This is a genomic window from Hymenobacter aerilatus (assembly GCF_022921095.1).
Lineage (GTDB): Bacteria > Bacteroidota > Bacteroidia > Cytophagales > Hymenobacteraceae > Hymenobacter > Hymenobacter aerilatus.
Window position 1 is genome coordinate 1,909,023 of record NZ_CP095053.1, and the last position, 12,437, is coordinate 1,921,459.

The following is a 12,437-nucleotide window of genomic DNA, read 5'->3' on the forward strand; positions in this document are numbered from 1 at the left end:
TAAGAAACAGCATTGCACATTTACCTCAGGAATGAGCGTAAAAAAATATATACCATTAATTCCTTTCCTAAAGTAACAGTATATGAAATTATACGCTTGGAGCGCTTTCTTCGCGCTTTGCCTCTCGCAGGCAGCTATTGGCAAAAGTGCTTTGCAGCCCAAAGATTCTACAACTTACCAACAGATAGTAGCAGAACGGGCACACAAAATTGCTATTACTCTTGATCTCACAGATCCTGAAAGAGTGAAAAAAGCAGAAAAAATAATAGCAAAGCAGTATATCGATTTAAGGCAAATACACGATGCAAGGGATAAGCAAGTAAATATTGCGAAAACAAATTCTGAGTACTCAACTCAACAGGTGAATGCAGCAGTAAAGAAAATTGAAGAGCAAACAGGCAAAAGGCAAGATAAATTGCACGAAAAGTACTTGGCTAAACTCTCCAACCCTCTTTCGCCAGCGCAGGTAGATAAAGTAAAGGATGGCATGACGTACAATGCTTTACCTATCACATATAGAAATTACCTGGCAATGATTCCAGACCTGAGTGAAGAGCAAAAGGTACAGATTAAAGCGTGGCTCACCGAAGCCAGGGAACATGCCATGGATGGCGGGTCGTCGAAGGAAAAACTCGGCTGGTTTGAAAAATACAAAGGAAAAATAACCAACTACCTTACTGCTGCCCACTACGACCTGAAGAAACTGGAAGCCGATTGGCTGAGCCGCACGGAAAGCCAAAAAGCAACGCATAATAAGTCAGCTGGCAATGCCGAAAGCGTGAAAAGAGCACAGGTTGTTTTGGATAGCCTGAAAATTACGGATGGGACGAAGAGAGCAAAAGTACAGGCACTCCTAACCCAGCATTTTGACAGCCTGAATTCCATTTTTCAGCGGCGTAAATCTGCTATGCAAACCGCGTCCCAATACGCCGATAAAGAATTGGCTAATGCGCGCGGTGAAGCAGCATGGAGTGCAGCAAGTGGCAAATTGAATAAAGTGCACGCTATATTTCTAGGCAAACTCTCAACTGAACTATCAGCAGATAACATAGAAAAAGTAAAAGATGTAATGACCGAAGGCGGATGCAGAAAGGAATACAAAAATTATCTTGCATTATTTCCTGGCCTGAATCCTGTCCAGAGAACACAAGTTTGGGCGTATCTGACTGAAGCACGTGATAACGCAATGAATGCAGAAAGTGCCGATGTAAGAAAGCAGTGGTTTATTAAGTATCGTGGCCGTGCAAATAATTTTTTATCGGCTGCCGGATATGACCTGAGAAAAGCAACTGAAGATTTAGAAAAACACCAGAATAAGAATGCAATTAAAAAATAAGGAAGTGGTCTAAAGCGAGGTGATGCTCTGTTTACAGTCGTGCTTATAATCTTTTCATAGAAACGTAACAAGCAGGTTTTACTGCGTGTACGCAAGCCGTTCATCACTTCACTTTAGACCACTGCCATCTTGTGTTTATCTAAACGATACCGCCCAACGATGTAGAGACGCTTATTCGCGTCTCTACATCGTTGGGCGGTATCGTTTACCTGCTTATATGATTTGTTATGGATACCGAATTATTTAATGACCAATACCGCATTGAATTGTTAATGTGGACGGCCTAACGCAAACCGCGCCGCCTGGAGCTGTCCAAGCGGCGCGGTTTGCGTTAGGTAGGGTCAGAAAAGGCGACTCCTCTACTCCTGGCCCTGCTCGGCGAGAATCCGCTGGGCGATGTCGGTGTGCTTTTCGTCGGCCTGCTTGGCTTCTTGCACAGAGGCTTTCAGTTCTTGTTCGGTTTGCGAAAGGCCAGCCGAGGCGGCATACGAGGCCACTGTACCGAAGGAAGCAATCCAGTAGTGCAGGGCCATTTGGCCGCTGGCAATGATGCCCAGGTCGCGCACGGTGTCGGTTTCAGCTTGACCCCGAATCTCTTTGCTCACTTCATAGTGCGCTTCCAGGATTTCGTTGTCCTGGCTATCTACACCGCCTACCTCTTCGATAGCGCGGTCGATGCGCTTGGCCCACTCCTTGGAGGTTTCGTTACCTTCCTTAAGAGCAGCTTTCAGCTCGGGGTGCGTGGCGTCGTCGAGGATTTCGTCGGTTGCTTTAGCAGCTACTTGGCTTCCTGCTTTCTGGGCAGATAAGCCGTCTTTGATGAGTTGTTTTAGGTCGTCGGTTTTCATGATACAGAGGAATAAAAGATCAAGAGTGAGAATCACTTGTTTTGCCCTTTCAACGGACCCTTTATCGATTTGTTTGCCTCTACTAGCGGTAGTGAGTGCTGCGCATTTGTTTAATATTACTGCCTTATTATCAATATTTTACACATTCAACTACTTAGTATTCTTCCTCTAATATGAATATATAGTCGAAGCTCTTTACTTTATGAATCCAATAATGGAGGCTACGCCAAAGTTGGTGTCATAGGCTAGCATCTTGCACTACAGTATGTAGCTGTCGATTAACGCTATAGCACTTTGACAGCTACCTTATTATGACGAATCAGTATTCGAATCCTTCCCTTCCAAATCGTGCTTTTGTACTACGGCACAGTGCTCCACAAATGAGTTGGTTGAGAGACAGAACGCTGTTAGCTACCTCTCGTCAAAAGCTTAGGGACGTCTGGTCAATAGGGCCGCGAAATGACAATATCCTGTAGGTAAACTTCTGAGTAAGCCATCCTAAGCCATAGGGTAAGAGGTGGTCGAATCGCAGAATGCTTCCAACTAGCGCGGCTTGCATTGCGGCTAGCGCTACTATATAGATGCTGCGTATCTGCGGGCAACTGCTGTACCTGGACGCAATGCCTGTTTGCACAGCTAATTTAAGCGGACTCTACCCGTGCCACGGATGCTTGTTCTGCCCAGCGCATGGTGTCTTGCAACCATTCCTGATACAGACGGGCGCTACCCTGATCAAGGTTGCGAGGCAGTTCGCGCAGGGCAGTCTGCGCCTGGGCGTGGGCACGTTCGGCATCGCCTATGAGGCGAGCCAGGGCCGCTTCTACGCGCGGCAGTTGATCGGCTGAGGTAAAGGCATTGGGTTTAGCTTCGGCCAAGTAGGCGCGGGCCGCAGAGGCGTCGTGCTCGTAGGCAGCACTGAAAAACGCGGCTTCCAGCCAGACGCTGGCTTGCAACGCAGGCGGCAGATGGGGTAGCTGTTGGCGGTAATTAGCCAAGTGCTGCCCGGCAGCCACCGGGTCGCCCGCATCGAGATGATGCAGGTAGAGGTAGTAAGACAAATGCAGTTTCGATGGGTGCTCGACGGGCAGGGCAAGGGCGGCTTCCAGGGCCGAGCGGTTCAACGCACGCGGTCGTATGCCGGCCATGCCGCGGATAGTAGCAGTTAGCATAGCTACTTCTAACTCTTGCGCTGGCCCCGAGCGACTTAGATTGCGTATACGCATGCCGTCGCTGGCAAAGCCGCCCGCCTGGAAGGGTAGGATCGTGACGATGAATAGTAGAAAGGAAATGCCACCAATCATGGCCAGCGCCATTGCTGGCACCGTGCCTTGGGCGGCGGCTGGCAGCAGCGCGTAAAGTCCTACCCCTACCACGCCCCATACCAGGCTGGCCAGTGGTCCGCCCGCAACAAACATGCGAAACCGTTCGCGCAGCCGCACGTCGTCGGGGGGCACGCTCAGGGCCAGCCCCCCGGCTGTATTCAGGTTGCGGTTCCACTCGAAGCGCAGGCGGCCCGTGGGCTGGCGGCGCCACATCAGCGGCCCTACCGTGAGCCAGTGCAGGCGAAACCCTTGCAGGCGCCCGGCCAGCGCGTGGCCCAGTTCGTGCAATCCAACCGCTACCAGCCACGCCATCGGCAGCAGGGCCAGCAACACTAGCTTTTGTGTCAGGGTCAAGTGCAGGTCGCCGGGTGGAGAAAGTAGTCGGTACTTGGCACATAGAAAACCTATACCCCCACCTAGTATTGCGAATACAACTAGTCTTAGTTTTTTCATGATAAGGCTGAGTAGGAAGTTGGAGGCTCGACGTTCAAACTGAGCGGAGGCGAAGCATCTCGTGTGCCGACGAAAGATAGTATCGAATATTCAGCACGCAAGATGCTTCGTCTTCACCCAACCTGCTGTTCGATCTTTTCTAAGATTCTTCCTTATAGATACCTTTCAAATGTACTGGCGGCACCTCAACTAGCCTAACCACCCTGTAGTGCACCAAGACGCACGCGCCCGCCTACTACCCAGCAAGGCTCATCATACTACCATTCTAACTTAGAACTAGAAGGCAGCAAACCCGATTCATCGAAAAGCGTGGCCCGAAGCTTGGCAAATGCCTAGCTTTACTCTCATGCGCACGGTTTACACTATTCAAGGCTTACTCCTATTCTGGCTACTTGTAGGGCTGGCTGCTTGTTCCTCGTCGGACCAGCAGACCAGCGACCCAACCCAGGGCGCAGACCCCACCTACACTCGGCAGCGCATCGTGGTATCCGACTCGTTGCACCGGGGCCGCATTCTCGACCGGTACGACTCGGTGCTGGTGGATACACGCCCGCAATACCTACTGAAGCTGCCGCGCCGCCTGCTCGATACGCTGGCACTGGGCGAGCTGCTCGGCTGGGACTCCGTGACCGTCCGGCAGCGCCTGACCGATGCCCTACCCTACGGCCGGGCTTCTGCCGGCTACCCCATTCAACTCCGCCTCACAGCCAAGGAAGCCGAGCGCGTGCGCCGCGACAGCAGCGCTACCAGGCTTCAGAAGCTTGTGCTGACCCAGCGGCGCCAGCGCGTGTATACTACCAGCGCAGGGGCTTCCGTACTGGGCTATCTGGGTACCGAGGCGCAGGCGTTTTACCGCCAAGCCAAGCGCATCAAGCGCGGCCGCTTTTACCGGCTGCGCAATGGCGGCGTCGAAACTTACTACAACGGTTTGCTTACCGGGCATTGGGGCTACCTACACCCGCTGGTAGATGAGCAGGGCAACCAGCACGGCACCTGGGCGAAGGACACCGTTTTTCAGCAGGGTCAGGACATACACCTGACCATCGATGCGAAGCTACAGGCCTACGCCGAGAAGCTGCTGGGCGGCCGCAGGGGCTACCTGGTGGCTCTGGACCCCAGCACCGGCGAAATTCTAGCCTACGTGTCGGCGCCGGTGTACCCGGCCAGCGCCCTTACTGCCCCCGACCAAGCAGGCGTGCGCACCCAATTGCTGCAAGACGCCGACATGCCGCTGCTCAACCGCCCAGCCATGCTGGCCAACCCGCCCGGCTCGGTATTTAAGCTGGTGAATGCCGCCGCCGCGTTGCAGCTGGGCGCTATTCAGCCTACCACCGGGTTTCGCTGCGACCAATCGTTGGTGCGCTGCGTGCACCATCATCCCCAAGCCAACAGCCTGACCGCAGGCCTGAAATACAGCTGCAACCCCTACTTCTACCAGGTGATGCAGCAGCTCATCAACCGCACTCCCGACAGTCTGGCCCAGGACTCAGCGGCCGCCCGCCACCTCAACCTGGCCTTGTGGCGGCGCTACGTTCGGTCGTTTGGGCTGGACTCGGTGCTGGGCACCGATGTGGCCCGCGAGGCGCCCGGCTTCCTCCCTACCCCGACCTACTACGATAAGTCCCGTGGCACCAAACAGTGGACCTACCGCTCTATCTACTCGCTCAGCATTGGGCAGGGCGAAATAAACCTGACGGGCCTGCAAATGGCCAATATGGCGGCCATTGTGGCCAACCGCGGCTGGTACTACCCGCCACACCTAGTACGTAGCGTGGGCAACCGTGGCCCCCTACCCCGCTTCCGCGAAAAGCAGCATACGCTGATTGATAGCGCCAACTTTGCGGCGCTGCTGCCCGGCATGGTGGCCGTGCTACAGCGCGGCGGCACCGCCGAAGCCTCCAGCCTGTCCGATGTAGGCATCACAGTAGCCGGCAAAACTGGCACTGTGCAAAACGACGAAGGCGACGACCACGCCGCTTTTGTCGGCTTCGCGCCGGCTGATAATCCCAAAATAGCCGTGGCCGTGTATCTTGAAAATGCTGGTTTTGGGGCCACGGCGGCGGCACCCTGCGCCGTGCTGGTGATGGAAAAGTATCTGCGCGGCAGCATCGCGCCCAAGCGGAAACGCTGGGAGCGGCGGATACAGAGTAGGGCCGAGAGAGCACCAATAATTAAAGCTCCGCCCAAAAAACCAGTATCGGCCGACAGCGTATCCCAGTAGCCCTTCTTTTGCAATTATAACAATCTTACTTGCTAGCTATCAACCTATGACTCGTCCGGAAATACCTATTCGATTTGCCGATTTACGCCGGCTAGTCCGTGAAGTGCCACCCTATCTGTCGGATTTCGTTGGCGTAAAAAATGAAGCGTGGACGCTGCGAACCGCTGTGGAAGACGATTGGGGCGTAGCTGGCCTGGATACAGAGCAACTGCTACTCGCATTTGGCAAAAAGTATCGGGTTGATTTAGCTAAGTTCGATTTCACGGGTTATATCACCCCCGATGACCTCCCACCGTGGCAAGCATGTCTATCATCGGTTCTTTTGCCAAGCCTGCTGTTTTTGTGGCTGATTAAAACGGCAGTAGCTGGCCTGTGCTGGCTGTTTAATAGGTCGTGGACGTCTGCTATCTGGCGCTTCAGCCTGACAGGAATCTTTACAAAGCCCCGACCATACACTGAAGTGCTGACGACGGGCGACTTCGTAGCCTCGGCCGCGGCGGGGCAGTTTGTGAAGCGTGAGCGGGTACGGTTTGTATTGATCAGCCAGTAGTCAACTGCTCTTTAGTTGTAGCGGTGCGCACACTGACGCGATTTCAGCACGCCCTACTCTGCGCCCAGCTCTATAGTAGCATTCGTGCCGTTGGTAGGTAGTTGATACTTCAGCATCAACCTATATAGTAGCGCCCGAACTTACGCCGATCAGGCCGGTTTACTTAACATCCTCCAGATCAACTAAACCACCCCTCCTTCCATGCCCTCCACCATCACCATTGCCTCTAACTCCGACCAACCACTTACCGTTAACCGCTTAGGCTACGGCACTATGCGCCTACCCGGCCCCGATGTGTGGGGAGAGCCGGCCAACCGCCCCGAGGCCCTGCAAATCCTGCGCACGGCCGTAGAAAACGGCGTCAACTTCCTCGACACGGCCGATTATTACGGCGAGGATGTCACCAACCGACTCATCCGCGAAGCCCTCTACCCCTACCCTTCGGACCTCGTCATCTGTACCAAGGTAGGCGCCACGCGTCGGCCTGATAAAAGCTGGGTACCCTTCAACACGCCCGAAAACCTGCGCACCAGCATCGAGAACAATTTACGCACCCTGGGGCAGGAGCAGATTCAGCTAGTGCACCTGCGCCTGATGGGTCACGGCGCAGTGCCCCTAGACGAGCAGCTGGGTGCCATGTTGGAGATGCAGCGCGAGGGTAAAATCCTTCATGTAGGCCTCAGCAATGTGACCCGCGAGGAGCTAGAAGCTGGCTTGCAGCTAGGCAACATTGCTTCGGTAGAGAACATGTACGGCTATGCCCAGCGCACTACTCTGGCGCACGCACACGGCCACAACCCCGGCGGCGAGGAAGTGCTAGACCTCTGCGAAAAGCATGGCATTCCGCTGATTCCATTCTTTTCGCTGCTGCACGCCCTACCCAAGCAGCTCGATACAATTGGTGAGGTAGCCCGCCGCCACAACGCCACGCCTGCCCAGATAAACATTGCCTGGCAGCTACATAAGTCGCCCTGGATTCTACCAATTCCGGGCACCTCGTCGCTGGCGCACTTGCGCGAGAATCTGGCGGCAGCCGCTATTCAGTTGAGTGCGGAGGACATGGCGTATCTGGGGTAGCAAGCAGCTCGACCACGTGCTTTGTGTAGCAGCATAACGGCGAAGTTTGTTTCTTGTGCCACCGCACATCCTCTTGCCAGCCATTTTCTCATGCTACGCACCTATCTGAGCACCGCGCTGCTTCTCGGCTCTTCTTCTCTGTTCTTTCCCTACTGGTCGTCCTTGCCGGCACCGATGCGGGCAATTCCTACTATTGCCCCAGCTACCCCACCCAAGCCCTACGGCGCCCTACCCTCAGCCCGGCAGTTGGCCTGGCACACCACGGAGGTATACGGTATTGTGCATTTCACGCCTACCACCTTCGAAAACAAGGAGTGGGGCTACGGTGATGCGGACCCGAGTGTTTTCAACCCAACTGATTTCAACGCGGAGCAGATTATCAAGGCAGCGAAGGCCGGGGGCTTGCGCGGTATTGTGCTGGTAGCCAAGCACCACGACGGCTTTGCACTGTGGCCCACTAAAACTACGGCCTACAATATCTCCAAAAGTCCTTTCCGAGGCGGCAAAGGAGACTATGTGAAGGAGATGGAGCAGGCCGCTCGCAAGCATGGCCTGAAGTTCGGGGTGTACTGCTCGCCTTGGGACCGGAATAATGCCGCCTATGGTACCACCGCCTATCTACCCATCTACCAGGCCCAGTTACGGGAGCTGTACACGGGCTACGGGGAGCTGTTTATGAGCTGGCACGATGGCGCTAACGGCGGCGACGGCTACTACGGTGGCGCCCGCGAAAAGCGCTCCATCGACAACACCACCTATTATAACTGGGACCAGACCTGGGGCATCACCCGCAAAATGCAACCCATGGCCAATATCTTCAGCGACATTGGCTGGGATGTGCGCTGGGTAGGCAACGAGGAAGGTCATGCGGCCGAGACCAGCTGGGCCACCTTCACGCCCCGTCCGCCCGAGGGCAAAAATGTGGCCGTGCCGGGCCAGGCCAACTACCCGCAAAGCCCGGCGGGCATTCGCAACGGCGAGTTCTGGATGCCCGCCGAGTGCGACGTCCCCCTTCGCAAAGGCTGGTTCTACCACCCCACCGAAGCACCCAAAACGCCCGAAATGCTGTTTGATTTGTACCTGAAAAGCGTTGGCCGTGGCGCAGCGCTGGACCTGGGCCTGGCCCCCGACACCCGCGGTCAGCTGCACGCCGATGACGTGGCCGCCCTCAAAACGTTCGGCGACATGGTGCAGCACACCTTCGCCGACAATCTGGCCAAGGGCGCACGCCTCACGGCCAGCAACACCCGCCACGCCACCTACGCCCCCGCCAAACTGCTCGACGGCAACCGCCAAACCTACTGGGCCACCACCGACGATGCCCACACGCCTACCCTGGAGCTAGCCTTTACGGCGCCTAAAACGTTTGATATCATCAGCCTGCAAGAATACATTCCGCTGGGTCAGCGCATCGAAGGATTTACCCTCGAAGCGTGGCAGGACGGTGCCTGGCGGCCGCTCTACACGGGCACTAGCATCGGCGCCAAGAAGCTGGTGAAGCTAGATGCCCCCGTGACGGCTACTAAACTGCGCGTGTCGGTTACCAAATCGCCGGTTTGCGTGGCGCTGAGCGAGGTAGGCGTGTATAAACAAATGCCGTAGCAGCAGGGTAGGCTTGGCGCCTCATGTAGTGCTTTGGGCCTGAGACCCGAAAATAGGTACACGAGCAGCCGGCAGTTGGTCCACGGCTCGCCGAGCATTCATAAAAAGTGAAGCTTTTGATGGCCATACGAAGTACATCATCGTATGTAGAAGCCTTTTACTTCACTTAAAATAGATTTTATTGACTTTTTCGACGCCAACGACAGCACTTTCCTCGTTTTCCAAAATAGTTGGCAGCAGCTTGCTTCTGAGCAGCTTAACTGTATTCAACACCATCGCCCAGCCCACCGTTACTCCCCACGACACACTAACGGTTCGGCAGAAACGCACCCGGCAGTTGGCATTGGGTACCGGCTTTGTGGTGGGCTACGCCGTTTCGCTCAAATTGCTCAGCGACGCGTGGTATAAAGAGTATCCTCGCGCCCCCTTTCATTTCTACGACGACCGCCACCACTGGAAACAGATGGACAAAGCGGGACACTTCTGGACGGCTTTTCACCAAAGTCGCATTGGCGTAGACGCGTTGCGCTGGGCGGGTACTTCCGAGAAAAAGGCCATCTGGCTCGGCAGCTTGGTTGGCTTAGTCCTGCAAACGCCAATTGAGATACTAGATGGCATGAGCGAGGGCTATGGCTTTTCGAACAGCGACATGGTGGCCAATGCCGCCGGCGCGGCGGGCGTGCTGGGGCAACAGCTGGCCTGGGGCGAAATCCGGGTGATGCCGAAGTTTTCGTTTCATAGCACGTCCTACCCCACTACCCGCCTCGAAAGCCTGGGTAACAACTATGCCATGCAGGTGCTGAAAGACTACAACGGCCAAACCTACTGGCTCTCAACGGATATATCCCGCTTCCTACCCTCCGACACCCGCTACCCCAAGTGGCTGAACGTGGCAGTGGGCTACGGTGCCGCCGGTATGGTGGTAGGCGACCCAGTCCAGAATCGGGCGCTGGGTTACCGGCCGTATCGCAAGTTCTACCTCTCCCCCGATCTGAACCTGCAGAACATTCCTACCCGTAGCGGCCTGCTACGCAAGGTCTTCTACGTGCTCAGTATCGTGCGTGTGCCTGCGCCGGCCCTGGAGTACAATACCAAGCGCGGGTTCGTATTTCGCCCGCTCTATTATTAAGTCTATGCATCCGCGCAGAGCCGCTATCTGCTGGCCTGCGTCAGCTTTCATCCCCCGTAGCAACAAGCTACCCGACTACCCGGTTCTAGTCCGAAGCTGCAGGCACTGGAACAATGACAGATTTGACACATATATCATTGTATATCAATGATATACATCAATTAAATAGACTTTATAATAGCTTTTTTCCGAGAGAATATTCTATAGTGAGTATATAAATAGTATGCACGCCTACTACTTTTTCAATAAATACCTCGTACCTTTGCACGCAACCAATTGATCATCATTATGCTACCTTCCATCACTATGAAAAGAAGCACCGTTGCTGTTTCGTCCTTTCTGTTGCTGAGCAGCCTGGGTTCGTTGGGCTTTCTTGCCTCCCAGGTGCGGGACCTCAACCTGTTTTTTGACCTGCGCGACGGCGAGGAGCTGCATTTCTAGCCCCTTTGCGCATTGGCTATTTTCTTCTAAACCCCGCTACTGGCGGGGTTTTCTGTATTTGGCGCGTCGCACAAAACAGCTCTGATTATCAATCTGTTGATCAGAGAGAACAAAAAAATTAGAACTGTTCGCGGGGGTTTTCGGTACTTCACGCTGGGTTGACCCATAGAGGGTCGGCCGTACTTTTCACCTGCTGGTATTCCGGGCGCCACCCATCACCTTGGTTTACAGCACAATTTAGGATGTATGAACCTGAGTAGCCTTAAGGAGCAAATCAGCTACATTATTGGCCGCGACATGGCCCGCAACTTCTCGCAGCAGGGCCTGGACCTGGATGTGGATGTGTTGGCCCAAAGCATGAAGGATGCCCTGGGCGGCAAACCCAGCGCCCTCTCCAACGAGCAGATACAAGCGGCTATGCAACAGCTACAAGAGCAGCTGGGCGGCGCCGAAGAAGATGACACCCAAGACCCCAACGCCGTGAACAACAACAAAGCCGAAGGCGAAGCCTTCCTTGCCGAAAACAAAAACAAGTCGGGCGTGACGACCTTGCCCAGCGGCCTCCAGTACGAGGTGCTGACCGAGGGCACCGGCCCTAAGCCTACCCCCCGCTCGTCGGTGACCACGCACTACCACGGCACGCTCATCAACGGCAACGTGTTCGACAGCAGCTACCAGCGCGGTCAGCCCGCTACGTTTGGTGTGAACCAGGTAATTGCTGGCTGGACGGAAGCCCTGCAACTGATGCCCGAAGGCTCGAAGTGGCGCCTCTATATTCCCTCGGACCTGGCCTACGGCAAGCGCGGCGCCGGTCGCGACATCGGCCCCGACTCCACGCTCATCTTCGATGTGGAGCTGTTGAAAGTGAATAACTGACTGGCTGTTTCCCCGGCTTCCGCGGCGCCCTCTGGCGCGGCAGGAGCCGGGGAAACCCTTTCCCTACCCCCGCCTACGGACTTTTCTACTCCTACCCCCCCTGCTCCTGCCCCCCTGCCTACCCTGCACAGCGAGGACAACCGCCTGGAGCTAACAGCTACCACGCTACGCGTGCACGACCAGCGCTACAATCTGCTAGAATTGGAAGCTGCCGAGCTGACGCCCGTACGCTGGCTGCTGTGGTACATGCTGGGGGCATTGGTTTTGGCTGGCGTGCTGCTGGCTTTCTTGCAAAACTGGCTGCGCACCCTACCCACGGCGCTGGGCCTGGCCATAGGTGCCCTGTTGCTGGCGTATGGTAACCGCGGCACCAACCGGCTGCGCTTGCACCGGGCCGGCCGCGAAGCCACGCACTTTGCCCTCCCCGGCGACCCGGCCACCTGGCAGCCGCTGATCAGCGAGCTGAACCGCCGCATTCGTGCCCGGCACGATGCCGCCGCCGCCCACGCGGCGCAGCTGCTGGCGGCCCTTGCGCCGCCCGATGCCGACCCGCACACCCCACCCACTGATTCGTTTTAGTCT

The 12,437-nt window shown here is 55.6% G+C and carries 11 protein-coding genes; 9 read left to right on the top strand and 2 right to left on the bottom strand.

Features of this window, described 5'->3' with window-relative positions:
• Window positions 1-82 precede the first annotated feature (82 nt).
• Window positions 83-1,336: a DUF3826 domain-containing protein gene (locus MUN82_RS08120; RefSeq protein WP_245096511.1), complete on the top strand. Its 1,254-nt coding sequence runs from the start codon at window positions 83-85 to the stop codon at window positions 1,334-1,336.
• 359 nt (window positions 1,337-1,695) lie between these two features.
• On the opposite strand, the gene MUN82_RS08125 is transcribed toward MUN82_RS08120, so the two are convergent.
• Entirely contained in the window at window positions 1,696-2,184 is a 489-nt protein-coding gene (locus tag MUN82_RS08125; RefSeq protein ID WP_245096512.1) for a YciE/YciF ferroxidase family protein, read from the bottom strand.
• A 641-nt stretch (window positions 2,185-2,825) separates the two neighbouring features.
• The gene (locus tag MUN82_RS08130) at window positions 2,826-3,959 is read right to left on the bottom strand and encodes a M50 family metallopeptidase (protein WP_245096514.1); all 1,134 of its coding nucleotides are present in this window, start codon (window positions 3,957-3,959) and stop codon (window positions 2,826-2,828) included.
• A 346-nt stretch (window positions 3,960-4,305) separates the two neighbouring features.
• Here MUN82_RS08130 and MUN82_RS08135 point away from each other — a divergent pair, with 346 nt between their 5' ends.
• The 8 genes from MUN82_RS08135 to MUN82_RS08165 all read left to right on the top strand — a co-directional run bounded on the left by MUN82_RS08135 (window position 4,306) and on the right by MUN82_RS08165 (window position 12,434).
• Window positions 4,306-6,180: a peptidoglycan D,D-transpeptidase FtsI family protein gene (locus tag MUN82_RS08135; protein WP_245096516.1), complete on the top strand. Its 1,875-nt coding sequence runs from the start codon at window positions 4,306-4,308 to the stop codon at window positions 6,178-6,180.
• Between the two features lie 46 nt (window positions 6,181-6,226).
• The gene (locus tag MUN82_RS08140; RefSeq protein WP_245096517.1) at window positions 6,227-6,730 is read left to right on the top strand and encodes a DUF1493 family protein; all 504 of its coding nucleotides are present in this window, start codon (window positions 6,227-6,229) and stop codon (window positions 6,728-6,730) included.
• A gap of 201 nt (window positions 6,731-6,931) precedes the next feature.
• Window positions 6,932-7,807, top strand: coding sequence for an aldo/keto reductase (locus MUN82_RS08145; protein WP_245096519.1), 876 nt, complete (start codon window positions 6,932-6,934; stop codon window positions 7,805-7,807).
• A gap of 90 nt (window positions 7,808-7,897) precedes the next feature.
• Window positions 7,898-9,409: an alpha-L-fucosidase gene (locus MUN82_RS08150; RefSeq protein WP_245096521.1), complete on the top strand. Its 1,512-nt coding sequence runs from the start codon at window positions 7,898-7,900 to the stop codon at window positions 9,407-9,409.
• Window positions 9,410-9,650: 241 nt separating this feature from the next.
• On the top strand, window positions 9,651-10,538 hold the full coding sequence (locus tag MUN82_RS08155) for a DUF2279 domain-containing protein (protein ID WP_245096523.1): 888 nt from the start codon (window positions 9,651-9,653) through the stop codon (window positions 10,536-10,538).
• 306 nt (window positions 10,539-10,844) lie between these two features.
• Window positions 10,845-10,979 (top strand): hypothetical protein, encoded by a 135-nt coding sequence (locus MUN82_RS22270; RefSeq protein WP_262922851.1) that lies wholly within the window; start codon window positions 10,845-10,847, stop codon window positions 10,977-10,979.
• Window positions 10,980-11,225: 246 nt separating this feature from the next.
• Window positions 11,226-11,855, top strand: coding sequence for a BamJ family beta-barrel-assembly machinery protein (gene bamJ / locus MUN82_RS08160; RefSeq protein ID WP_245096525.1), 630 nt, complete (start codon window positions 11,226-11,228; stop codon window positions 11,853-11,855).
• 171 nt (window positions 11,856-12,026) lie between these two features.
• Window positions 12,027-12,434 carry a hypothetical protein gene (locus MUN82_RS08165; protein WP_245096526.1) on the top strand — a complete coding sequence of 136 codons (408 nt, stop codon included), beginning with the start codon at window positions 12,027-12,029 and terminating at the stop codon, window positions 12,432-12,434.
• Window positions 12,435-12,437: the final 3 nt, after the last annotated feature.

What these genes read in the sequence shown, in the direction of transcription:
- MUN82_RS08120 (WP_245096511.1), top strand. Translation starts at nt 83, where the DNA reads ATGAAATTATACGCTTGGAGCGCTTTCTTCGCGCTTTGCCTCTCGCAG.
- MUN82_RS08135 (WP_245096516.1), top strand. Translation starts at nt 4,306, where the DNA reads ATGCGCACGGTTTACACTATTCAAGGCTTACTCCTATTCTGGCTACTT.
- MUN82_RS22270 (WP_262922851.1), top strand. Translation starts at nt 10,845, where the DNA reads ATGAAAAGAAGCACCGTTGCTGTTTCGTCCTTTCTGTTGCTGAGCAGC.
- bamJ (WP_245096525.1), top strand. Translation starts at nt 11,226, where the DNA reads ATGAACCTGAGTAGCCTTAAGGAGCAAATCAGCTACATTATTGGCCGC.
- MUN82_RS08125 (WP_245096512.1), bottom strand. Translation starts at nt 2,184, where the DNA reads ATGAAAACCGACGACCTAAAACAACTCATCAAAGACGGCTTATCTGCC.
- MUN82_RS08150 (WP_245096521.1), top strand. Translation starts at nt 7,898, where the DNA reads ATGCTACGCACCTATCTGAGCACCGCGCTGCTTCTCGGCTCTTCTTCT.
- MUN82_RS08140 (WP_245096517.1), top strand. Translation starts at nt 6,227, where the DNA reads ATGACTCGTCCGGAAATACCTATTCGATTTGCCGATTTACGCCGGCTA.
- MUN82_RS08130 (WP_245096514.1), bottom strand. Translation starts at nt 3,959, where the DNA reads ATGAAAAAACTAAGACTAGTTGTATTCGCAATACTAGGTGGGGGTATA.
- MUN82_RS08145 (WP_245096519.1), top strand. Translation starts at nt 6,932, where the DNA reads ATGCCCTCCACCATCACCATTGCCTCTAACTCCGACCAACCACTTACC.